This is a genomic window from Micromonospora sp. NPDC018662 (assembly GCF_044391475.1).
Classification (GTDB): Bacteria; Actinomycetota; Actinomycetes; order Mycobacteriales; family Micromonosporaceae; genus Micromonospora.
Map to the genome: position 1 here is coordinate 342,306 of NZ_JBISAC010000002.1, position 22,144 is coordinate 364,449.

Genomic DNA, 22,144 nt, shown 5'->3' on the forward strand with positions numbered 1-22,144 from the left:
CACGGCGGGAACGCCCCGGACCACGGGGACGCCCCGGACATTCACCGCCGGGGGATCTCAGGGTGGGGTCAGGGTCACCTCCGGAGGTCGGCCGGGCGGCCGGGGCCGCAGTATCGGAGGCATGACCGAGGACGCTGCCCGTCCGCCCCGCCCCTGGGCGGCAGCACAGGACGATCCACCGCCGCCCCCGCCGGGGCCGGCACCCGCCGCCGACGACACGACCCCGCCGCCCGGCGGCGGCGCGCCGTTCGCCGATCCACCCCCCGGTGGGTACGCCCCACCGCCCGGCGCCGCCGGCTTCACCACCCGGTACGGGCTGGTCCGCCCCCGGGAGGGCCGCTACCTGGCCGGGGTGTGCGCCGCCATCGGCCGGGCCACCAACACCGACCCGGTGCTGTGGCGCGTCCTGCTGGCCGTGCTCGGCTTCTTCGGCGGCATCGGCATCCTGGTCTACGTCGCCGCGTGGCTGATCATCCCCGGCGAGGGCGACACCGCCTCACCGGTGGAGTCGATGCTCGGCCGGGGCCGCTCCAGCATGTCCCCGGTCACCGTCATCGTGCTCGGCATCGTGGTCGCGGTCGGCTTCGCGTACGTCGTCACCGACGGTTTCCGGGCCATCCTGCTCGGCGCGGTGATCCTGGTCGGTGGCGCGTTGCTGCTCAACCGCGACCAGCGCGGGCCCGCGTCCGGAGCCGGCGCGTACCCCGGTCCGGTGCCGCCGGCCGCCGGGCCGTTCCCCGCGCCACCGACCGCGGCCTGGGCCGGCCCGTCCGCCGGTTCCGGACCGGCATGGCCCACGCCGCCGTGGCCCGGCGGACCCGCCGGGTACGCGCCGCCGACCGGGACCGGCACCGCGTCCCCCACCGGCGGACCGGGCGGCGTCCGGTCGCCGGGGTGGCCCGCCGGCTCCCCGCCGGCCGCCCCTCCCGGACCGGACCACCCGGCCACCCCGCACGCCTGGGCCGAGCCGGGGCACCCCGCCACGCCGCACCCGCACGCCGAACCCGGCTACCCGCCCGCGCCGGCCATCGGCGCCGGGACCGGCTACCCGGCCGCGCCGGTGTCCGGCCCGGGGTGGCCCGCCGCGGCCGGCACCCGCCCGGGTCGACCCGAGCCGGTGACCGCCGCGCTCCCCGCGGTGACCTCGCCGGGCGGTGACACCGCCGCCCGGCCGACCTCCGGCGCGGCCCCGGCCTGGCCCGCCGCGCCGACCACCGGCGCTCCACTCGGCGAACCGACCGCCGTGCCCCCGCCCGCCCCGGTGGGCGCGCCGCTGCCGCCGGGCGGCTACCGCCCACCGTTCGCCCCGCACGGCCCGTACGCCGGGTCGCCCGCCGCCCCGGTGCCGGTCCCGCCGCCCCGGCCACCGAAGCGGCCGAAGGAACGCTCCCCGCTCGGCGCGATCACGTTCTCGCTGATCTTCCTGGCGCTGGGCCTGGTGGCCATGCTCGACCTGCTCGACGTGTTCCCGGTCGGCGCGGCCGGCTACTTCGCCGCCGCGCTGGCCACCATCGGCCTCGGACTGCTCGTCGGCACCTGGTTCGGCCGGGCCCGCTGGCTGATCGCTCTCGGTCTGGTGACCGCGGCGGCGCTCGGCGTCGCCACCGTCGCCGAGTCCTACGACCGGGTGCGCGGCATCGACGGCAACGTCACCTGGGCGCCGCCCGACCGCCGCGACCTGGCCGACCGGTACGAGAACAACCTCGGTGACGCGGTGCTCGACCTGCGGGCGATCGACTTCGACAAGCAGGACATCCAGGTGACCGTCGACGTGAACCTCGGCAACGCGACGGTGGTCGTACCGCCGAACGTCGACGTGACCACGGTGGCCGACGTGAACGCCGGTGACGCCTCCGTCTTCGGCCGGCACACCGGAGGGCTCAGCGGTCGCCGCTGGGAGAGCACCGACGCCGGCGCGGACGGCCCCGGCGGGGGCAAGCTGCGCCTCTATGTCCACGTGAACGCCGGCAATCTGGAGGTGACCCGGTGAAGGCCCACCGTACGGACATCGTGTCGTTCGCCTTCGGACTCGTCTTCCTCGGGCTCGCCCTCTGGTGGCTGCTGGCCCGGATCCTCGGGCTGGACGTGCCACCGGTGGGCTGGTTCCTGGCCGGTGGGCTGGTCGTGATCGGGTTGCTCGGCCTGGTGGGCGCGCTGCGCTCGGTCCGCGGCCCGGACCGGCCGGCGTCACCGGACCAGCCTGGCGAGCCGGACCGGTGGGCGGCCGAGCCGGCGACCGGGGAACCGGCCGCCGTCGAGCCGGCGGACCGGTCCGAGCCGACCACCCGCGAGCTGCCCCCGGTCGACCCCGGGACGGTCGCACCACCGGCCGGCCGGTGTACCCCCGGGGAGCCACCGGCCTGACCGCGCCGGTGCGGCGGCCCGTCGGCGCGGCCTATGCTGGGTCGAGGGAGATCTCGCCCCCGCCGTCCGGTCCGGGCCGCCCCGACCACGCCCGGCGCTCCCCGTTCCGCCCGGCCGACCGGTCGCGTCGCCGCAGCGGTCCCTGTCCGTCCCTACCGCGTCAGGAGCTCGTCCGCCATGACCCAGTCCCCCGCCGCGCGCGTCACCGGTCCGTCCGGTGCGATCCGCATCGGCGAGCGCGCCGCCCGTACGCTCGTCAGCGAGTTCGCCCGGCGTAACGACCCGAAGACCGGCCTGCTGGTCGGCGCGACCCCGGAGTCCGCGGTGCTGGCCGCGGCGATCGAGGCGCTGCTCCCGGGTGACCGGCTGGTCGTGGCGCCGGCGGAGGGCGCCTCGGCGGCGGCGCTGCGCGAGCACGTGACGGCCCAGGGCCGCTGGGTCGCCGAGCGGGTACGCGTGGTCGACACGCTCGCCGAGGCGGACGCCGCCGCGGCGGTGATCGTCGCCGAGCCGTTCACCGGCACCGCCGAGGACGCCCGTGCCGCGGTGGACGGCCTGTCCAAGTACGCGGCCGACGGCGCGGTGCTCAGCGTCGCCGCGCCGCTGTTCCGCACCGAGGGCGCCGGCCCGGAGCTGGACCGGCAGGGCGTGCTGCACGGCGTCCGCACCGACGTGGTGCTGCGCAACTCCCCGCCGGTCCGGGTGCACCACCTGCGCTTCACCCCGGCGCCGGCCGCGCTGGCGGCCTCGCTGGCGCCGGCGTACCGGCCGTCGAGCGTGCCGGTGACCCGGCAGATGCACATCGACTCCAACGGGGTGGCCGCCGCCGGCATCACGCTCGGCCTGGCCGCCCTGGCCCGGGCCGCCCGGCCGAAGTCCAAGCTCTGGCTGGTGCCGGCGTTGGCCGCGGCCCCGGTGGCCGCGTTCTTCCGGGACCCGCAGCGGGACGTCCCGGAGGACCCGTCGGCCGTGGTCGCCTCGGCGGACGGCCAGGTCCTGTCCGTGCAGCGGCTCGCGGACGAGCGTTTCGGCGACGGCGAGTGGCTGCGGGTCGCGGTCTTCCTGTCGGTGCTGGACGTGCACGTCAACCGCGCTCCGGTGGCCGGCAAGGTGGTCGACTACTTCGTCGCCGACGGCGGGTTCGTCAACGCCATGAAGCCGGACGCCGAGCACAACGTGGCGGCGTACACGGTGCTGGACACCGACCGCGGCACGGTGGTGGTGGCCCAGCGCACCGGCCTGATCGCGCGCCGCATCGTGCAGCGGGCGCCGGTCGGCTCGCTGCTGGCCAAGGGCGAGCGCTTCGGCCTGATCCGGTTCGGCTCGCGTACCGACGTCTACCTGCCGGTCGACGCCGCGGACCCGCTGGTCGGCCCCGGTGACAAGGTGGTCGGCGGTTCGACGGTCATCGCCCGCTGGCGCTGACCCGCCCGGGAACTACGGAGAAGGGGCGCCGCTCGCGAGAGCGGCGCCCCTTCTCGGCGTTACGTGACGCGTGTCAGGCGGCGCGGCGCTGGTGCAGCCAGAGCAGCGGGCCGCTGACCAGGTAGCCCACCACCACGAGGGCGAAGGTGAGCCGGATGTCGACGAGGGCGCCGACCACCGGGGCCACCCAGAGCCACGGCGGCAACTTCACCAGCCGGGCGAGCTTGGCGTAGGGGAAGCTGGACACCATGGCGAAGGCGAGCAGCGCCACGCCGGCGACCATGACCAGGCCGGGGACCGGCACCCCGATCGCCACCGTCAGGGCGAGCACCATCGCCGCCATGGTGGTCGGCACGCCGCAGAAGAACCGGCCGTCCTTCGGCGAGACGTTGAACCGGGCGAGCCGGATGGCCGCGCACGCCGCGACCAGGGCGCAGGCGACCGCGGCGGCTGCCGGCGGGACCGAGCCGGCCAGCGAGGCGTAGACCACCACCGGCGCGGCGAGGCCGAACGAGCACATGTCGGCCAGCGAGTCCATCTGCGCGCCGAACGGGCTGGCCACGCCGAGCTTGCGGGCCAGGGCGCCGTCGAGGCCGTCGAACGCGACGCACGCGATCAGGCAGACCGCGGCGAGCCGCACCTCGCCCTGCATGGCCAGGAAGATGGCCAGCATGCCGAGCATGAGGCTGCTCAGGGTGCACGCGTTGACCAGCGCGAACTTGGCGCGCCGGGCGGCGGTGCGCTCTCCCGGCAGCAGCGGGATCGACATCGCGGGGGACTCGTCGACCGGCGCGGTCATCGGGAGCGCCGGGCTGATCGGGCGTACCGCTTCGACGTCGGCGTCGAACCGGCCGTAGCGGAGGCGCTGGCGGTCGGCGTAGCGGCGGTCGGGGGTGACCAGGTCGGTTCCGGGGCCGGTCAGGCCGTCCCGGCGACCCACCCGGACCAGCAGCACCTGGCGGGCGAACGTGCTGCTGCGGCGCAACCGGCCCGCCCAGCGACGCCCTGCGGGGCGCGGACTGTCAGTCGTACGACGCCGGCGCCATGGGGCTCTCGGCACGTTTCCTCCATCACCGGATCGGCTGGCCGCCCACATCGGGGCGGGTGTCCGGCTGTCTCGTGCCGGACCTTTCGGGCCCGGCAGCCCATTTGCGGAGTACACCATTGCACAGGGGACGGGGGCTTGGCGATAGCTGCCGGCGGTACTTATATCTGCCTCAACCGCACGAACCGCTCAGTTATTCCCATCTCGGGCCGCAACGCCCTTTTCTCTCCGCCGTCCCACCTCCTGACTGTACCGGAGGTGGCCCAGGGCGGCTCGGTGAGCGGTTCAGCTCACTCGCCGCCGGGTGGCCCGGACCGCCACCTCGGTCATCGACAGACCGGCCACCTGCGCCCGGGTGAACCAGGCGGCCCGGGCGGTGGATCCGCCGGCCAGCTCGGTCACCACCGCCTCGGTCGGCGCGTCCACCCGGACCCGGTAGATCACCCGGATGCCGTGCCAGTCCAGCGGACGGCCCTCCGGACCGAGTGCGGCCGGCGTGTGCAGGTTGTCCAGCGCCAGCAGCTCGACCACCCGACCCAACTGCCCGGCCTCCTCGACCAGCTCGCGGAGCAGCCCGGCGGCCGGCTGCTCGCCGTGGTCGGTGCCGCCGCCCGGCAGGTGCCACTTGCCCGCGCCCGGATAGCCGGGGGCGATCATGGTGAGCAGCACCCGGTCGTCCGGGTCGGTGACCAGCCCGTACGCGGCGAAACGCTGCCGGCGGTCGGTGGCCGGCCGGGCGGGCAGGGCCCGGGGCAGGTCGGCCGGCAGCGGTGACACGGGCAGGCCGAGCAGTTCGGCGGTGAACGGCATCAGTGGCCGGCCGGTGGCCTCGTCGGGGGTGAACCAGCCCAGCTCGTCACTGCCGCCGGCCGGCTCGGGCCGCAGCCGTCCGCCCCGGGCCTCGACCTCGAAGATCAGCCGATCGGTGTGCACCGCCACCCCGTCGGCGCGGGAGACGGCCACGTCCGCGATCGCGTCGGCGATCCGGCCGGCCGCCACCGTCAGCCCGGTCTCCTCGGCGAACTCGCGCACCACGGCGTCGGCCGGGTGCTCGGCGTGCTCGACGCCGCCGCCCGGCAACTGCCACACCCCCGGGTACGGGCACCGGACCGACCCCCGGGCGAGGAGCACCCGCCCCGCCCCGTCCCGAAGGACCCCGTAGGCCCCGACCCGCCGCCACCGTTCCACCCCGCGCCCTCCCACCCACTCCCCGCGCCCACTCGCCGCGTCGATCATGAGGTTAGCGGCACCGGGACGGACATTTCGTCCCGCCAACCTCATGATCACCGACGCGGGGGGTGAGGGCGGGTGGGGGGCGGGTGAGGGTCAGAGGAGGTGGGCGGCGTGGACGGCTTCGGCCGTCACCTCGGTGAGGCGGTCGGTGGGGAGGGCGCCCAGCTCCTCGCGACGGAACCAGCGGGCCTCGCAGGTGGAGCCGCCCACGTCCGCCACGGTGGGCGGGGCGGGCTGGTCGACGACCACGCGATAGAAGGCGCGGACGCCGTGCCAGTCGATCGGGTAGCCCTCCGGGCCGAGCGAGGCGGCGTCGCGGTGGCTGGCCACCCCGAGCAGCTCGACCAGGCGGCCGGTCTGCCCGGTCTCCTCGACCAGCTCCCGGATCAGCGCCGCGGCCGGCTGCTCGCCGTAGTCGGTGCCACCGCCGGGCAGGTGCCAGCAGCCGGCGCCCGGGTAGCCGTCGGAGACGCGGGTCAGCAGCACCCGTTCCTCCGGGTCGGTCACCACCGCGTACGCGGCGAAGCGCTGCGCGCGGTGCAGCCCGTCCGGGCCGGGGACGGCGTAGAACGAGGGGAACTCGGGGACCTCCTCCGGCACCACGTCGTGGGAGGAGGTGGGCAGACCCAGGGCACGCGCGGTGAACGACCGCAGCGGGAGCTCGCGGGCCTCGTCGAGGGTGAACCAGCGGGCCAGGTCGGTGGGGCGGTCGACCCGTTCGGTGAGCGTCCCGCCCCGCACCGACACGGTGTAGAGCAGGCGGTCGGTGTGGATCGTGATGTGCCGCTCGGGCAGCGCCCGCATGTCGGCGAGCACGTCCTGCAGGCCGGCGACGGCGACGGAGAGCCCGGTCTCGGCCGCGGTCTCCCGGACGACTGTGTGCTTGGGGTCCTCACCGTGGTCGACCGCCCCTCCAGGGAGGGACCAGGTGCCGGGGGTGCCGGAGCGCTCCGATGCGCGGACCAGCAACACTCGGCCGTTCGAATCAGCACAAACTGCGTATGCCGCGATCCTGCGCAGCGGCTCCAGCGAGGTGGTCACGGGAGCAAATTCTCCCCGGCTGCGGTTACCTCCATCGAAAAGAGTCAGATTCCTGACTCTTCGCTGGCGTCTCAGGGATGGGTCAGGGTAAGTGTCCGGGCGGTCACCGAGGTCGACCGCCGGCCGTCGCGGGACCGTTGACACATGACCTCCACGAACCCCTCCCAGGCCCCGTACAAGCAGCTTCGCCGGCCGGTCAGCGACCGCATGATCGCCGGCGTGGCCAGCGGCCTCGGTCGCTACTTCGCCGTCGATCCCACCCTGGTCCGGGTGGCCTTCGCGGTCACCACCGTGCTCACCGGCGGGCTGGCCGCGCTCGCGTACCCGATCATGTGGTTCCTGATGCCCGAGGAGCCGGCCGGCGCGCCCGCCTGGCCGCACCCGCCGGGCACCGCGCCCGGCTGGCCGCCGGTCCCGCCGGCCGCGCCGGGGAGCGCGCGACCGGAGGCCGGGCCGCCGCCGGCGGCGTGAGCCGGCGTCACTCCCACTCGATGGTGCCCGGCGGCTTGCTGGTCACGTCCAGCACCACGCGGTTGACCTCGGCGACCTCGTTGGTGATCCGGGTGGAGATCCGGGCCACCACCTCGTAGGGCAGCCGGGACCAGTCGGCGGTCATGGCGTCCTCGCTGGAGACCGGGCGCAGCACCACCGGGTGCCCGTAGGTGCGCCCGTCGCCCTGCACGCCGACGCTGCGGACGTCGGCCAGCAGCACCACCGGGAACTGCCAGACGCCCCGGTCCAGACCGGCCGCGGTGAGCTCCTGCCGGGCGATCAGGTCGGCCCGGCGGAGCACGGCGAGACGCTCCTCGTCGACCGCGCCGATGATCCGGATGGCCAGGCCCGGGCCCGGGAACGGGTGCCGCCAGACCATCGCCTCGGGCAGCCCCAGCTCCAGGCCGATCGTGCGGACCTCGTCCTTGAACAGCGTGCGCAGCGGCTCGACCAGCGAGAACTTCAGGTCCTCGGGCAGGCCGCCGACGTTGTGGTGACTCTTGATGTTGGCGGTGCCGGTGCCGCCGCCCGACTCCACCACGTCCGGGTAGAGCGTGCCCTGGACCAGGTATTCCACGTCGCCGTGCGCGGCGATCTCCCGGGCGGCGGCCTCGAAGACCCGGATGAACTCCCGACCGATGATCTTGCGCTTCTGTTCCGGATCGGTCACCCCGGCGAGCGCGCCGAGGAACCGCTCCCGGGCGTCGACCACCTTGAGCCTGATGCCGGTCGCCGCCACGTAGTCCTTCTCCACCTGCTCGGCCTCGCCGGCGCGCAGCAGCCCGTGGTCGACGAAGACGCAGGTGAGCTGGTCGCCCACGGCCCGGTGCACCAGCGCCGCCGCGACCGCCGAGTCGACGCCGCCGGACAGGCCGCAGATGACCTCCTTGTCGCCCACCTGCTCGCGGATCCGGGCGACCTGGTCGTCGATGATGTTCTCCGGCGTCCAGGTCGGGGCCACGCCGGCGATGTCGTACAGGAAGCGGGTCAGCATCTCCTGCCCGTGCGCGGTATGCCCCACCTCGGGGTGGAACTGCACGCCCGCCCGGCGGCCGGCCAGGTCCTCGAACGCGGCGACCGGCGCGCCCGCCGACTCGGCGGTGACCGTGAAGCCGGCCGGCGCCTCGGTCACGCAGTCGCCGTGGCTCATCCAGACCGGCAGGTCGGCCGGCAGGTCACGCAGCAGCACGCCGGGCTCGGTCAGACGCGGGCGCAGCGGGGTGCCGCCGTACTCGCGGTTGCCGGTGCGCGACACCGTGCCGCCGAGCGCCTGGGCCATGGCCTGGAAGCCGTAGCAGATGCCGAGGACCGGCACGTCGGAGTCGAACATGCCGGCGTCGATCTGCGGGGCGCCCGGGGCGTAGACGCTGGACGGACCGCCCGACAGGATGATCGCGGCCGGGTTCTTCGCCAGCATCTCGGACACCGGCATGGAATGCGGGACGATCTCCGAGTAGACCCTCGCCTCCCGGACACGGCGCGCGATGAGCTGGGCGTACTGGGCTCCGAAGTCCACCACGAGGACGGGGCGAGGCGTGCTCATGCGCACAAAGCCTACCGACAGTCACCGGCGCGGCGGACGCGCCCCGGCGGCACGTCGCTCGCCGGGTGTTAAGAAGGGGCCCCGCCTCTACCGGAGGCGTTAACAGGGGCCCCCTCCTTTCACCGCAACGCGGCGGGGGCGTGCGGGGGGACGGCGGGGGTGCGCGGGGGGACGGGCGGCACGCGGGTGTACGGGGAGCCGGGCGCGGGGCGTGGGTCCGGGTCGCCCTTGTTGGGCCAGAACGACATGGCCCGCTCCGCCTGCGCGGTGATCGTCAGCGACGGGTTGACGCCCAGGTTCGCCGAGACCGCCGCGCCGTCCACCACGTGCAGCCCCGGATGCCCGTAGACCCGGTGCCAGGGGTCGACGACGCCGTCGGCCGGGGTGGCGCCGATCACCGCGCCGCCGAGGATGTGCGCGGTCATCGGGATGTTGAACGGCTCCGTCACCGCGCCGCCCGGCGTGCCGTCGATCTCCTCGGCGAGCAGCCGGACCGCCTCGTTGCCGGCCGGGATCCAGGTCGGGTTGGCCGCGCCGTGGCCGGGGCCGGAGACCAGCCGGCGACCGCGCCAGCGGGTGGTCAGCGAGTTGTCGACCGACTGCATGACCAGCGCGATCACGGTGCGCTCGGACCAGCCCCGGACGGACAGCATCCGGGCGGCCAGCCCCGGCTGCCGGACGATGCTGCCCAGCCAGCGCCGGACCCGGTGCGGCCCGCCGTCGACCAGCAACGACTGGAGCAGGCCCATCGCGTTGGAGCCCTTGCCGTAGCGGACCGGCTCGATGTGCGTCTGCGGGTCCGGGTGGAACGAGCTGGTGATCGCCACGCCCTCGGAGAAGTCCAGGCCACGCCGCCGGGCCGCACCCGACGCCACCGAGGCGCCGAGGATGGCCTCCGAGTTGGTCCGGGTCAGCTCGCCCAGCCGGGGCGAGAGCGCCGGCAGCGCGCCGGTCGCCTTCATCTCGTGCAGCAGCCGCTGGGTGCCGAGCGCGCCGGCCGCGAAGACCACCTGGTCGGCGTGGATCACCGCGCGGCGCTTGCGCAGCCAGGCCCCGGTGCGCGCGGTGTGCACCGCGTAGCCGCCCGCCGGGTCGGGGCGTACCGCGGTCACCGTGGTCAGCGGGTGCACCTGCGCGCCGAGCCGCTCGGCCAGCCACAGGTAGTTCTTGACCAGCGTGTTCTTGGCGCCGTGCCGGCAGCCGGTCATGCACGACCCGCAGTGGCTGCACCCGGTGCGGTCCGGCCCCACCCCGCCGAAGTACGGGTCGGGCACCCGCTGGCCCGGACGGCCGATGTGCACGCCGACCGGGGTCGGGTGGAACGTGTGCGCCACCCCCATCCGCTCGGCCACCGCCCGCATGGCCCGGTCCGCGCCGGTGTCGATCGGGTACGTGGTGACGCCGAGCATCCGCTTCGCCTGGTCGTAGTGGCGGGCCAACTCGTCGCGCCAGTCGGTGATGTCCCGCCACTGCGGGTCGGCGTAGAACGCGTCAAGCGGTTCGTAGAGCGTGTTCGCGTAGACCAGCGACCCGCCGCCCACCCCGGCGCCGGAGAGCACCAGGACGCCGCCACCGGCCTTGCGGTCGGCGGAGCGGAGCAGCGTGATCCGTTGCAGCCCGAAGCAGCCGAGTCTCGGCGCCCACAGGAACCGCCGCGCCTGCCAGGACGTACGCGGGAACTCCTCGTCGGCGAAACGCCGGCCGGCCTCCAGGACACCGACCGAGTAGCCCTTCTCGGCCAGCCGCAGCGCGGTGACGCTGCCGCCGAAGCCGGAACCGATGACGACCACGTCGTAGCGCATGCACGCATCATTACCGACGGGTAGCTATGGCGCCAGCACGCGTTTTTCGCAGATCATGCAGAGCGCTCGACCGCCGGTGCAACCTCTGGTACCCCCGGACGCGTCGAATCCGACGGGGAGAGGAAACAGCCGTGACGAGACGACGCCTGCTGGGTCTGGCCGCCCTGGTGGCGGCACTGCTGATCGCCGGTGGGGCGGTGGTGACCACCCGACTGGTGGGGCACGACGCGCCGACCCGGGCCGCCGCGCCGGCCACCTCGCCACCCGGCTCACCCACGCCGGCGACGACCACCGCCAGCCCCACCCCGCCGCCCGGCGCCGACCTGACCGGCCCGCTCAACCTGATGCTCGTCGGCGTGGACACCCGGGTCAGCATCCCCGGCTGGGAGCCGCACGCCGACGCCGTGCTGGTGCTGCACGTGCCCGCCGGGCTGGGCCGGGCGTACCTGTTCTCGCTCCCCCGCGACCTCGTGGTCGACATTCCCGCCTTCCCGAAGGCCCGCTACCCGGGCGGGAAGACCAAGCTCACCCACGCGATGAGCTACGGCAGCCGCGTCCCCGGCGACAAGGCCCACCCCAGCACCGCCCAGGGGTACGAACTCCTGCGCGCCACGGTCGCCCGCTACACCGGGCTGCGTATCGACGCCGGCGCGGTGGTCACCTTCGGTGGCTTCGACAAGCTGGTGGACACGCTCGGCGGCGTCGACCTCTACGTCGACCAGAAGGTCGCCTCCCGGCACCGCCGCCCGGACGGCACGATGCGGCCGCTGGCCGGCAGCGGGTACACCGGACCGCAGATGGTCTACCAGAAGGGCGACCGGCACCTGACCGGCTGGCAGGCGCTCGACTACGCCCGGCAGCGCTACACCGCCGGCGGCGACTACACCCGGCAGCGGCACCAGCAGCAACTGATCCGCGCGCTCGCCCGCAAGCTCCTCGACCAGGGCACGGCCCGCGATCCGCAGCGGGTCGAGCAGGTGGTCGCCGCGCTGGGCAGGACCCTGGTGTACGTCGGCGGCGGCCGGAAACTGATCGACTTCGCGTACGCCCTGGGCGGGATGCCGGCGGACCGGATCACCCTGGTCGGGCTCCCCGGCACCGGGGTGGGCAGCGGCGGCGCCTACCGGGGCGAACAGCTCCAGCCGCTGGGCCGCGACTTCCTCACCGCGCTGCGCGGCGGCCGGGTCGACGCGTTCCTGTCCGCCCACCCGTCGCTGCGGGTCAAGACCTGAGGTGTTAGGCGGGGGCCCCGCCTATGCAGAATGCGTTAAGCGGGGGCCCCGCCTTACTTGGCCTTCGGCACGGGCGGGCGCTCGGTGCCGAACAGCCACGCGTCGAAGACCTTGTCGAGCTGCTTGCCGGACACCCGCTCCGCCAGCGCCACGAAGTCCGCGGTGGTGGCGTTGCCGTTCTTCCGCTCCGCCGCCCAGGTCCGCAGGATGGTGAAGAACGCGGTGTCGCCCACCGCGATCCGCAGGGCGTGCACTGTCATCCCACCGCGGTCGTAGACGGAGCTGCCGAACAGGTTCTCCACCCCCGGCCGGCCCGGCGGCGTCCGCCACACCACGCCGGAGGCGCCCGCGTACTTCTGCTCGAACGTGCGCTGCACGGTCGAGGACCCGCTGTGCTCGGCCCAGAGCCACTCCGCGTACGTGGCCAGCCCCTCGTTGAGCCAGATGTCCTGCCAGCGCTGGATGGAGACGCTGTCGCCGTACCACTGGTGGGCCAGCTCGTGCGCCACCACGTCGGTGTTGTCGCCCTGCCGGAAGAAACCGGCGGAGTAGACCGGCCGGCTCTGCGTCTCCAGCGCGTACCGGATCCGGGCGTCGGAGACCACCACACCCCCGTACGCGTCGAACGGGTACGGCCCGAACAGGCTCTCCAGGTAGTCGGCGACCTCGACGGTACGGGCGATCGAGCGGTCCGGCGCGCCCTCGGGCAGTTGGGTGGTGACCGCGCTCCACACCGGCCGGCCCTTGTGCTCGCCGGTCGTGACGCGGAACTTCCCGATCGCCACGGTGGTCAGGTAGCTGGCCATCGGCGAGCTCTCCGACCAGCGCCAGGTGGTCCAGTCGCCGGCCGTCGACTTCCCCTTCGGCACGCCGTTGCCGACCGCCGTCAACCCCTTGGGCACGGTGATCTCGACGTCGTAGGTGGCCTTGTCCGACGGGTGGTCGTTGACCGGGAACCAGGTGCTCGCCGACTCCGGCTGGCCGAGCGCGATCGCCCCGTCGGCGGTGTGCAGCCAGCCGCCCTCGCCGAGCGCCTCCGTGCGCAGCGGCGTCGGCTTGCCGTCGTACCGGATCTCGGTGACGAAGCCGTTGCCGGCGGTGAGCCCGGTGGCCGGCGTGACGACCAGCTCGTCGTCGGTGCGGGCGTGCCGGGCGGCGGCGCCGTCCACGGTGACCGACCGGACGGTCAGCCCGGCCAGGTCCAGGTTGAACGCGGACAGGTTGGCGGTGGCGGTGGCCCGCACCGTGGCGGTGCCGGTGAGCTTGTCGGTGTCCGGGTCGTAGCGCACCTTGATCGTGTAGTTCGCGACGTCGTAACCGCCGTTGCCGTAGCTCGGGTAGTAGGGGTCGCCGGCGCCGGACGCGCCGGGCGCGAAGCTGCGGGCGGCCGTGGGAGCGGGCGCGGTCGTCGCGGCGCCCCGGTCCGGTTCGGCCGGCCCGCAGCCGGCCAGCAGCAGCGTGCCGCAGGCCAGCAGCCCGAACCGTCGTCGTCCGCCGTGCCGCGTCATCGTTCCGATCCCTTTCGAATGCCTGCTCAGCGGTCCAGGACCAGACCGACCTTCTGGAACTCCTTGAGGTCGCGGTAGCCGCACTTCGCCATCGCGCGGCGCAGGCCGCCGAAGAGGTTGAGCTGCCCGTCCGGCTCGTCGGCCGGGCCGAACAGCAGCCGCTCCATCGAGCCGATCGGCTCACCGGCCACCTCGAACGCGCCCCGGGGCAGCGACGGGTGGCTGGCCGCCGAGTGCCACCAGGCGCCGCCGGCCGGGGCCTCCTCGCAGAGCGAGAGCGGCTCGCCGAGCATCACGGCGTCCGCGCCGCAGCCGAGCGCCTTGGCGATGTCGCCGGAGGTCTGCATGTCGCCGTCGGCGATCAGGTGCACGTACCGGCCACCGGTCTCGTCGAGGTAGTCCCGGCGGGCCGCGGCCGCGTCGGCGATCGCGGTGGCCATCGGCACCCGGATGCCGAGCACCGACTCGGTGGTCGACCAGTCGTCGCCGCCGATGCCCACGATCACGCCGGCCGCGCCGGTGCGCATCAGGTGCAGCGCGGTCTTGTAGTCGGTGCAGCCACCGACGATGACCGGCAGGTCGAGGTCGGCGATGAACTCCTTGAGGTTCAGCGGCTCGTCGGTGGTGGAGACGTGCTCGGCGGAGACCAGCGTGCCCTGGATGACCAGGATGTCCACGCCGGCGTCCAGGATCACCGGGGCCAGCGCCAGGGTGTGCTGCGGCGAGACCCGGACGGCCACCGTGCCGCCGCCGGCCCGCAGCTCGCGGACCCGCTCGGCGATCAGGTCGGGGCGGATCGGCTCGGCGTAGACCTCCTGGAGCCGCTTGGTGGCCCGGGCGTCCTCGCCGAGGCCGGCCAGCTCCTCCAGGATCTTGGCCGGGTTCTCGTACCGGGTCCAGAGGCCCTCGACGTTGAGCACGCCGAGGCCGCCCAGCTCACCGAGGCGCACCGCGGAGGCGGGGCTCATGGTCGCGTCCGAGGGGTGCGCGACGCAGGGAATGCCGAACGGGTAGGCGTCGAGCTGCCACGCGGTGGAGACGTCGTCGACGTCCCGGGTGCGGCGGCTCGGCACGATGGCGATGTCGTCCAGGTGGTAACCGCGCTGCGCGGTCTTGCCCAGCCCGATCTCGACCACGTCACGCATGGGGACTCCAGGTGTGTTCGGGGGTGGAGGGAGAGGTCAGCGGGAGTGGTAGTTGGGTGCCTCGACGGTCATCTGGATGTCGTGCGGGTGGCTCTCCTTGAGCCCCGCCGCGGTGATCCGGATGAGCTGGCCCCGCCGGTGCAGCTCCGGAATGCTCTCGGCGCCGACGTAGCCCATGGCGGCGCGCAGGCCGCCGATGAGCTGGTGGGCGACCTGGGCGAGCGGCCCGCGGTAGGGCACCTGGCCCTCGACGCCCTCCGGGACCAGCTTGTCCTCGGCCATCACGTCCTGCTGGAAGTAGCGGTCCTTGGAGTACGACTTGCCCTGACCACGCGACTGCATCGCGCCGAGCGAGCCCATCCCCCGGTACGCCTTGTACTGCTTGCCGTTGATGAAGATCAGCTCACCGGGGCTCTCCTCGCAGCCGGCCAGCAGGCTGCCGAGCATCACCGTGTCGGCGCCGGCCACCAGCGCCTTGGCGATGTCGCCTGAGTATTGGATGCCGCCGTCGCCGATCACCGGCACGCCGGCCGGCCCGGCGGCCCGGGCCGCCTCCATGATCGCGGTGACCTGCGGCACGCCCACCCCGGCCACGATCCGGGTGGTGCAGATGGCGCCCGGCCCCACACCCACCTTGACGCCGTCGGCACCGGCGTCGACCAGCGCCTTCGCGCCCGCGTACGTGGCGATGTTGCCGCCCACGATGTCGATGGTCACGTCCCGCTTGAGCCGGGCGACCATCTCCAGCACGGCCCGCTGGTGACCGTGCGCGGTGTCCACGATGACCACGTCGACGCCGGCGTCGACGAGCGCGCGGGCCCGCTTGTAGCCGTCCTCGCCCACGCCGACCGCGGCGGCGACCCGGAGCCGGCCCGCGTCGTCCTTGGTGGCGTTCGGGTACTGCTCGCTCTTGGTGAAGTCCTTCACCGTGATCAGGCCGCGCAGCGCGCCGGACCCGTCCACGATCGGCAGCTTCTCCACCTTGTGACGGCGCAGCAGGTCGAGCGCGTCGTCCTTGCTCACCCCGACCGGCGCGGTGATCAGCGGGGTGCGGGTCATGATGTCGCGGACCGGCGTGGCCGGGTCGGAGACGAAGCGCATGTCGCGGTTGGTGACGATGCCGACCAGTTGGCCCTGCCCGTCGACCACCGGCACGCCGGAGATGCGGTAGCGGCCGCAGAGCGCGTCGACGTCGCGGAGCGTGTCGTCCGGGCTGGCCGTCACCGGGTTGGTGATCATGCCGGACTCGGAGCGCTTGACCAGGTCGACCTGGAGCGCCTGGTCCTCGACGGAGAGGTTGCGGTGCAGCACGCCGATGCCGCCCTGGCGGGCCATGGCGATCGCCATCCGGCCCTCGGTGACGGTGTCCATCGCGCTGGAGAGCAGCGGCACGGTCAGCTCGATGTTGCGGGTGAGCCGGGTGCGGGTGTTGACCCGGCTGGGCACGACGTCCGACTCGCCCGGCTGCAGCAGCACGTCGTCGAAGGTCAGCCCGAGCGGCACCACCCGGGCGGAACCGGCCGGCAACTCGGGCAGATGGCCGCCCAGCTCGCCGCCGTCGGGGCCGGTCGGGTTCTCGGTGCTGGGCGAATTCTCCACGATTGCTCCCCTGAGCTGGTCGAACGGGCTGCAGCGAGGCGGCGCGCGCGGACACCGGCGCGCACCGGTGTGACGGCGCGTCGCCTCATCGTACCCACTGGCCCGGCCCGCCCCGGGCAGTGGCGGGCCCGACGTAGGCCGGGCCACAGCGGGGCCGGGGGCGGGCTTTCCGGCGGCTCGGAGGCTACGGTGAGGGGGTGCACGACGAGCCCATCGACCCGTTCAACGGCGACCCGGCCGATCCGGCTGCCGGCCTGCACGATGCCGGCGAGGAGGACACGCTCGACCCGCTGACCGAGGTCGAGCGTCAGGACGTGCTGGAGGATCTCGCCGATCTGGAGATCTACCAGGCCCTGCTCCAGCCGATCGGGGTGCGCGGCCTGGTGATCGAGTGCGAGGACTGCCGCGAGCCGCACTACTTCGACTGGGACCTGCTCCGGGGCAACCTGCGCCACCTGCTCAACTCGGGGCGTCCGCGCGTGCACGAGCCGGCCTACGATCCCGACCCCGACCACTACGTGAGCTGGGACTACGCCCGGGGCTACGCGGACGGCGTGCACGACACGCTCACCGAGGGCACTGACGACGCCGCGTCGGAGTGAGCCCGGCCGGGCTCAGGCGACCAGGCCGGCCCGGAAACCGGCGGCCACCGCGTGCGCCCGGTCGCGCGCGCCGAGCTTGCGGAACAGCCGTCGGGCGTGCGTCTTGACGGTGTCCTCGGAGACGAACAGCTCCCGCCCGATCTCCGCGTTGCTCTTGCCTTCCGCCATGCCGAGCAGCACCTGAAGCTCACGCTCGGTGAGCCCGATCGCGCTGCGCGGCGTCCGCGCCGGGCGCTGGCCGGGGCCCGGCTGGGGCCCCTCCGCGCCTTCCGCCGCCGGGTCGTTGGCGTCCTCCCCACGCTGCACCGGCACCACCGTGGGCAGGCCCGCGGGATCCGTCGCCGTCGCCGGCCAGCCCGGCCCGCCCGGGGTACGCCCCGGCGTCGCCGCCCGGGTCGGCCCGCCGACCGCCGCCGCGTCCCGGGCGGTGTCGGCGACCCGGTGCCGGTTGGCCCGTCCGGGGGCGGAGAGCAGCAGCAGCGCCTTGGCCACCGCGCTGGTCAGGTCGTGGTCGGCGTTCTGGATCAGGCCCCGGGCGCCGGCGCTGATGGTGGCCGCCGCCGACTCCGACTCCTCGGCACCGAGCAGCAGCACCGCGGCCTGGGGCGCGCGGGCGAGCACCCGCCGCACGAAGCCGGCACTGTCCGGCCGGGTCAGGGCGGTGTCGGCCAACACGACGTCGACCGGACGCTCGGCGAGCCGCAACATCACCTCGGGATCGGAGACGGCCGTCCGGACGGCGCCGGACAGCCCGAGCCGCGCCGCCGCGGAGGTCAGATGCTGGGCTGCCAGTGGGGTCCGAACGCAGATCAGAACGCTACGCACTGTGGTCTCCTCTCCGACTCAGAGCAGACCACGTGCGGGTCGGGTCGGGAGGGGGTTCCGAGCAATCATCCGAACTTTTCCGACAGATGGGGCATATGCCGCCGAGTGTCCGAGCTTTTCGATCACAGATGTGTGAGCCGGGGACGGCTCGGGTACCGAGTGGTCCAACCGGAACCGGCATCCCGCGCGGACCGCCGCCCGGTAGCTGGCCACGAACATTCTCCGCGGTGCCGCGCGGGAGGAGGGGTGCTGATGTCGAACGTACGTAGGCTGCCTGGACCCATCGTCGACCTCTGGGACTGGCAGCGGCTCGGCGCGTGCCGGGGCCGCGACAGCGCCCAGTTCTTCCACCCGGACGGCGAGCGCGGCTCGTCCCGGCTGCGCCGCGAGTCCGGCGCGAAGTCCGTCTGCCGTGCCTGCCCGGTGCGCGCCGAGTGCGCCGCGCACGCCCTCGCCGTCCGCGAGCCCTACGGCGTCTGGGGCGGCTTCAGCGAGTCCGAGCGGCTGCGGCTGCTCGCCCTCGGCTGGGAGGACGCGGCCGACCGCCGGCAGGCCCGGGTCGACGTGGCCCGCCTCGAGGCCCGCCTCGGCCGACCCCACAAGACCGCCGTCCCGGACCAGCGCAAGGTCGCCTGACCTCGCCCGCACTTCCCGCCGCCGCGCCCCGCACCCCGGGGCGCGGCGGCGTTTCCTCGTCCGGGCCGGACCGGATGGAAGCGAGCGGGTGATCAAGGGGTTTGCGTCCACCGCGGAGATCGACTCCGACGCAAACTCCTTGATCACGCCCCAGGAGGGCTCGGTCGGGGGGTGGGCGAGGGGGGGCCTGCGGTCAGGTGACGGTGAGGGTGAGGGTGTGCCAGCCGGTTGCGCCGTCCGGGGCGACCGGGCTGCGCTGCTCGGGCTGCGTCTCGCCGGCCGCGTCGGTGGCGCGCACCTGGAGGCGGTGCTCGCCGGGGGTGGCGTCCCAGCGCCACGACCACTGGACCCAGGTGTCCGACGACACGGCCGGGGCCAGCGTCGCCTCCCGCCAGGGACCGTCGTCGACGCGTACCTCGACGCGGCGGACGCCACGGTGCTGCGCCCACGCCACGCCGGCGACAGTCACCGGGCCGGCGGCCGGGCGGCTGCGGGCGCGGGGCGTGTCGATCCGGGACTGCGTCTTGACCGGGCCCTCGGCCGACCAGCCGCGCGGCACCCAGTACGCGTCGAAGTCGGCGAAGCTGGTCAGCTCCAGCTCGGTGAGCCACTTGCACGCCGAGACGTACCCGTAGAGTCCGGGCACCACCATCCGCACCGGGAAGCCGTGTGCCACCGGCAGCGGCTCGCCGTTCATCCCGACCGCCAGCAGCGCGTCCCGCCCGTCGCGCAGCACGGACGTGGGGGTGCCGCAGGTCCAGCCGTCGACCGCGCGCCCGACCACCTGGTCCGCGCCCTCCTCCGGGTCGGCCTCGTCCAGCAGCTCCTTGAGCGGCACGCCGAGCCAGCGGGCGTTGCCGATCAGGTCGCCGCCCACCTCGTTGGAGACGCAGGCCAGCGTCACGTAGCGCTCGACCATCGGCCGGGCGAGCAGGTCGTCGAAGCTCAGCTCGATCGGGTTGCGCACCCGGCCGTGGATGCGCAGCTTCCAGGTGACCGGATCCACCTGCGGCACCACCAGCGCGGTGTCGATCCGGTAGAACTCCCGGTTCGGCGTGACGTAGGGGGCGAGCCGGGGCAGGGACAGGTCCGCGCCGGCCGGCACCGGCGGGGCGGGCGCCGTCGGGGCGGGCAGCGTGACCGCCTCGCGGGCCGCCGAGACGCCGCGCCGGCCGGCGAGCCAGTGCCCACCGAGCCCGGCCACCGCCGCCGCGCCGGTCAACAGGCCGGCGCCGCGCAGGAACCGGCGCCGCGACTCCTGGTCCCCGCCGTCCAGGGGCTCCCAGTCGCCCGACGCGTTCTCCTCACGCGCGAGCGCGGCGACTGCCGGGGGCGGCGTGGGACCGGGCCGGGACGCCGTCGCGCCGGCGGTGCCGTCCGGAGACGTCGTGGTGGCCGCCGGGTCGCGGTCCGCGCGCAACGGACCGGCCACGAACGCCCAGAGCGTCAGCCCACCGAGACCGGCGCCGACCACTGACGGAAGCGCGTCGAACGCGTCCGCGCCGGCCCGGGTCAGCGCGGCGACGACACCGAGCACGGCGAACGCGGCGATGCCGGCCAGGCCGACCACCAGCCGCCGGGCCGCCGCCAGGCCGAGCAGCGCCGCGAAACCGGCCAGCAGCAGCGCCGTCCCGACCAGCAGGGCGATCTTGTCGTACGTGCCGAAGACGTCGATGGCGAACTGCTTGAGCGGCTCGGGCACCAGGTCGACCACGAGACCGCCGACCGCGATCAGCGGGGCGGACCGGGGACCGGTCAGGACGGCCACCGGCTCGGCGACGCCGAGCGCCACCACGGCGGCGACGACGCCGGACAGTGCCGCGTGGCGGCGGGAGATCGTGCTCACCCGGCCCAGTGTGGTCGACCGGTCGGGCCGGCCGCCAATCTCGTCAGCGTTCCGTAAGCGGATACGCGTCAGGGCACACCGCCGGCTCGGCGGTGTGCCCTGACGTCGGGCCGTACTCCTCGGGTCAGAAGCCCGGGCCGTGCTGGTGGCCGTGGCCGTGCGAGTGACCGTGCCCACCGGCGGCGGCCGGCTCGGGCTCGGCCGGCTTCTCCACGACCAGGCTCTCGGTGGTGAGCAGCAGGCCGGCGATCGAGGCGGCGTTGGTGACCGCGTTACGGGTCACCTTCACCGGGTCGAGGATGCCGGCCTTGGCCAGGTCGACGTACTGGTCGGTGGCGGCGTCGAGGCCGGTGCCCCACTCCTGGTCGACGACCTTCTGCACCACCACGTAGCCGTCGTGGCCGGCGTTCTGGGCGATCCAGCGCAGCGGCTCGACCAGCGCCTTGCGCACGATCGAGACGCCGACCTTCTCGTCACCGGTGAAGCCCAGGTCGTCGTCGAGCACCGGCAGGATCTGGGCCAGGGCGGCGCCGCCACCCGGGACCGTGCCCTCCTCGACCGCGGCCTTGGTCGCGGCGATGGCGTCCTCGATGCGGTGCTTGCGCTCCTTCATCTCGACCTCGGTGGCCGCGCCGACCTTGATCACCGCGATGCCGCCGGAGAGCTTCGCCAACCGCTCGGCCAGCTTCTCCCGGTCCCACTCGGAGTCCGAGGCCTCGATCTCCTTGCGGATCTGGGCGACCCGGTCGGCGACCTCGGCGGACTGGCCGCCGCCGTCGATGACCGTGGTGTTCTCCTTGTCGACCACGACGCGGCGGGCGGTGCCCAGCACCTCCAGGCCGACCTGGTCGAGCTTGTAGCCCAGCTCCGGGGCGACCAGCTCGGCGCCGGTCAGGATCGCCATGTCCTGCAGCATCGCCTTGCGACGGTCGCCGAACCCGGGGGCCTTGACCGCGCAGACCTTGACGGTCTTGCGGATGGCGTTGACCACCAGCGTGGACAGGGCCTGGCCCTCGACGTCCTCGGCGACGATGAGCAGCGGCTTGTTGTTCTGGAGGACCTTCTCCAGCAGCGGCAGCAGCTCCTCGATGGCCGAGATCTTCTGCGTGGTGATCAGGATGTACGGGTCCTCCAGGACCGACTCCTGCCCCTCCGCGTCGGTGACGAAGTTGGGCGAGATGAAGCCCTTGTCGAACTGGAGACCCTCGGTCACCTCCAGCTCGGTGGTGAGCGCGGAGCCCTCCTCGACGGTGATCACACCGTCGCGGCCGACCCGCTCCATCGCCTCGGCGATCAGCTCGCCGATCGTGGCATCCTGCGCGGAGACGGTCGCGACGTGCGCGATCGACTCCTTGCTGGCGACCTCGACGGCCTTGCCGAGCAGCGCCTCGGAGACCTTGGCGGCCGCCGCGTCGATGCCCCGCTTCAGGCCGGTCGGGTTGGTGCCGGCGGCCACGTTGCGCAGGCCCTCGCGGACCATGGCCTGGGCCAGCACGGTCGCGGTGGTGGTCCCGTCGCCGGCGACGTCGTTGGTCTTGGTCGCCACCTCCTTGACCAGCTGCGCGCCGAGGTTCTCGTACGGGTTGGTGAGCTCGATCTCCTTGGCGATGGTCACGCCGTCGTTGGTGATCGTGGGCGCACCGAACTTCTTGTCCAGGACGACGTTGCGCCCGCGGGGGCCGAGGGTGACCTTGACCGCGTCCGCGAGGGCGTTGACACCGTGCTCGAGCAGGTGCCGGGCGTCATCCGAGAAGCTCAGGATCTTTGCCATCAGTATCCCTTCGAAGCGACGTTGCCCCGGCCCGG

At 74.2% G+C, this 22,144-nt stretch carries 18 protein-coding genes; 7 read left to right on the forward strand and 11 right to left on the reverse strand.

The window, feature by feature from the left end; translation table 11 throughout:
* Positions 1-121: 121 nt before the first annotated feature.
* The 3 genes from ACH495_RS06900 to ACH495_RS06910 all read left to right on the forward strand — a co-directional run bounded on the left by ACH495_RS06900 (position 122) and on the right by ACH495_RS06910 (position 3,789).
* Positions 122-1,990 carry a PspC domain-containing protein gene (locus ACH495_RS06900; protein WP_396856803.1) on the forward strand — a complete coding sequence of 623 codons (1,869 nt, stop codon included), beginning with the start codon at positions 122-124 and terminating at the stop codon, positions 1,988-1,990.
* Positions 1,987-2,364 (forward strand): hypothetical protein, encoded by a 378-nt coding sequence (locus ACH495_RS06905; protein ID WP_396856804.1) that lies wholly within the window; start codon positions 1,987-1,989, stop codon positions 2,362-2,364. The genes ACH495_RS06900 and ACH495_RS06905 overlap by 4 nt, the downstream gene beginning before the upstream one ends.
* Before the next feature lie 177 nt (positions 2,365-2,541).
* Positions 2,542-3,789 (forward strand): phosphatidylserine decarboxylase, encoded by a 1,248-nt coding sequence (locus ACH495_RS06910; RefSeq protein WP_396856805.1) that lies wholly within the window; start codon positions 2,542-2,544, stop codon positions 3,787-3,789.
* A 73-nt stretch (positions 3,790-3,862) separates the two neighbouring features.
* On the opposite strand, the gene ACH495_RS06915 is transcribed toward ACH495_RS06910, so the two are convergent.
* The 3 genes from ACH495_RS06915 to ACH495_RS06925 all read right to left on the reverse strand — a co-directional run bounded on the left by ACH495_RS06915 (position 3,863) and on the right by ACH495_RS06925 (position 7,108).
* Positions 3,863-4,774 (reverse strand): CDP-alcohol phosphatidyltransferase family protein, encoded by a 912-nt coding sequence (locus tag ACH495_RS06915; RefSeq protein WP_396856806.1) that lies wholly within the window; start codon positions 4,772-4,774, stop codon positions 3,863-3,865.
* 345 nt (positions 4,775-5,119) lie between these two features.
* A complete protein-coding gene (locus ACH495_RS06920; RefSeq protein ID WP_396856807.1) occupies positions 5,120-6,070 on the reverse strand; it encodes an NUDIX hydrolase in 951 nt (316 codons plus the stop codon).
* Between the two features lie 90 nt (positions 6,071-6,160).
* Positions 6,161-7,108 (reverse strand): NUDIX domain-containing protein, encoded by a 948-nt coding sequence (locus tag ACH495_RS06925; RefSeq protein ID WP_396856808.1) that lies wholly within the window; start codon positions 7,106-7,108, stop codon positions 6,161-6,163.
* Between the two features lie 144 nt (positions 7,109-7,252).
* Between ACH495_RS06925 and ACH495_RS06930 the strand changes: the two genes are divergently transcribed.
* The gene (locus ACH495_RS06930; protein ID WP_396856809.1) at positions 7,253-7,579 is read left to right on the forward strand and encodes a PspC domain-containing protein; all 327 of its coding nucleotides are present in this window, start codon (positions 7,253-7,255) and stop codon (positions 7,577-7,579) included.
* Positions 7,580-7,586: 7 nt separating this feature from the next.
* On the opposite strand, the gene guaA is transcribed toward ACH495_RS06930, so the two are convergent.
* Positions 7,587-9,143: a glutamine-hydrolyzing GMP synthase gene (gene guaA / locus ACH495_RS06935; RefSeq protein ID WP_396856810.1), complete on the reverse strand. Its 1,557-nt coding sequence runs from the start codon at positions 9,141-9,143 to the stop codon at positions 7,587-7,589.
* Between the two features lie 119 nt (positions 9,144-9,262).
* Positions 9,263-10,945 carry an FAD-dependent oxidoreductase gene (locus ACH495_RS06940; RefSeq protein WP_396856811.1) on the reverse strand — a complete coding sequence of 561 codons (1,683 nt, stop codon included), beginning with the start codon at positions 10,943-10,945 and terminating at the stop codon, positions 9,263-9,265.
* 131 nt (positions 10,946-11,076) lie between these two features.
* On the opposite strand from ACH495_RS06940, the gene ACH495_RS06945 reads away from it, so the two are divergent.
* Positions 11,077-12,177 carry an LCP family protein gene (locus ACH495_RS06945; protein ID WP_396856812.1) on the forward strand — a complete coding sequence of 367 codons (1,101 nt, stop codon included), beginning with the start codon at positions 11,077-11,079 and terminating at the stop codon, positions 12,175-12,177.
* Positions 12,178-12,230: 53 nt separating this feature from the next.
* Here the strand turns inward: ACH495_RS06945 and ACH495_RS06950 are convergent, their stop codons facing one another.
* Genes ACH495_RS06950 through guaB form a run of 3 tightly spaced genes read right to left on the reverse strand, consistent with a single transcriptional unit; the run spans position 12,231 to position 16,429 of the window.
* Entirely contained in the window at positions 12,231-13,685 is a 1,455-nt protein-coding gene (locus ACH495_RS06950; RefSeq protein WP_396856813.1) for a M1 family metallopeptidase, read from the reverse strand.
* Positions 13,686-13,711: 26 nt separating this feature from the next.
* Positions 13,712-14,830, reverse strand: a complete 1,119-nt coding sequence (locus ACH495_RS06955; protein WP_107158862.1) for a GuaB3 family IMP dehydrogenase-related protein — start codon at positions 14,828-14,830, stop codon at positions 13,712-13,714.
* Between the two features lie 36 nt (positions 14,831-14,866).
* Positions 14,867-16,429, reverse strand: coding sequence for an IMP dehydrogenase (gene guaB / locus ACH495_RS06960; protein ID WP_396856814.1), 1,563 nt, complete (start codon positions 16,427-16,429; stop codon positions 14,867-14,869).
* Positions 16,430-16,626: 197 nt separating this feature from the next.
* Here guaB and ACH495_RS06965 point away from each other — a divergent pair, with 197 nt between their 5' ends.
* Positions 16,627-17,031, forward strand: a complete 405-nt coding sequence (locus ACH495_RS06965) for a DUF5319 domain-containing protein (protein WP_396856815.1) — start codon at positions 16,627-16,629, stop codon at positions 17,029-17,031.
* 12 nt (positions 17,032-17,043) lie between these two features.
* On the opposite strand, the gene ACH495_RS06970 is transcribed toward ACH495_RS06965, so the two are convergent.
* Positions 17,044-17,856 carry a response regulator transcription factor gene (locus ACH495_RS06970; protein ID WP_396856816.1) on the reverse strand — a complete coding sequence of 271 codons (813 nt, stop codon included), beginning with the start codon at positions 17,854-17,856 and terminating at the stop codon, positions 17,044-17,046.
* 252 nt (positions 17,857-18,108) lie between these two features.
* Here ACH495_RS06970 and ACH495_RS06975 point away from each other — a divergent pair, with 252 nt between their 5' ends.
* Entirely contained in the window at positions 18,109-18,492 is a 384-nt protein-coding gene (locus ACH495_RS06975) for a WhiB family transcriptional regulator (protein WP_343445153.1), read from the forward strand.
* Between the two features lie 193 nt (positions 18,493-18,685).
* On the opposite strand, the gene ACH495_RS06980 is transcribed toward ACH495_RS06975, so the two are convergent.
* Positions 18,686-20,338, reverse strand: coding sequence for a molybdopterin-dependent oxidoreductase (locus ACH495_RS06980; protein WP_396856817.1), 1,653 nt, complete (start codon positions 20,336-20,338; stop codon positions 18,686-18,688).
* 124 nt (positions 20,339-20,462) lie between these two features.
* A complete protein-coding gene (gene groL, locus ACH495_RS06985) occupies positions 20,463-22,109 on the reverse strand; it encodes a chaperonin GroEL (RefSeq protein ID WP_396856818.1) in 1,647 nt (548 codons plus the stop codon).
* Positions 22,110-22,144: the final 35 nt, after the last annotated feature.

Bases quoted from the DNA above. Each gene is read 5' to 3' on its own strand.
- ACH495_RS06930 (WP_396856809.1), top strand. From the start codon at position 7,253: ATGACCTCCACGAACCCCTCCCAGGCCCCGTACAAGCAGCTTCGCCGG.
- ACH495_RS06975 (WP_343445153.1), top strand. From the start codon at position 18,109: ATGTCGAACGTACGTAGGCTGCCTGGACCCATCGTCGACCTCTGGGAC.
- guaA (WP_396856810.1), bottom strand. From the start codon at position 9,143: ATGAGCACGCCTCGCCCCGTCCTCGTGGTGGACTTCGGAGCCCAGTAC.
- ACH495_RS06910 (WP_396856805.1), top strand. From the start codon at position 2,542: ATGACCCAGTCCCCCGCCGCGCGCGTCACCGGTCCGTCCGGTGCGATC.
- groL (WP_396856818.1), bottom strand. From the start codon at position 22,109: ATGGCAAAGATCCTGAGCTTCTCGGATGACGCCCGGCACCTGCTCGAG.
- ACH495_RS06955 (WP_107158862.1), bottom strand. From the start codon at position 14,830: ATGCGTGACGTGGTCGAGATCGGGCTGGGCAAGACCGCGCAGCGCGGT.
- ACH495_RS06920 (WP_396856807.1), bottom strand. From the start codon at position 6,070: ATGATCGACGCGGCGAGTGGGCGCGGGGAGTGGGTGGGAGGGCGCGGG.
- ACH495_RS06900 (WP_396856803.1), top strand. From the start codon at position 122: ATGACCGAGGACGCTGCCCGTCCGCCCCGCCCCTGGGCGGCAGCACAG.
- ACH495_RS06950 (WP_396856813.1), bottom strand. From the start codon at position 13,685: ATGACGCGGCACGGCGGACGACGACGGTTCGGGCTGCTGGCCTGCGGC.
- ACH495_RS06940 (WP_396856811.1), bottom strand. From the start codon at position 10,945: ATGCGCTACGACGTGGTCGTCATCGGTTCCGGCTTCGGCGGCAGCGTC.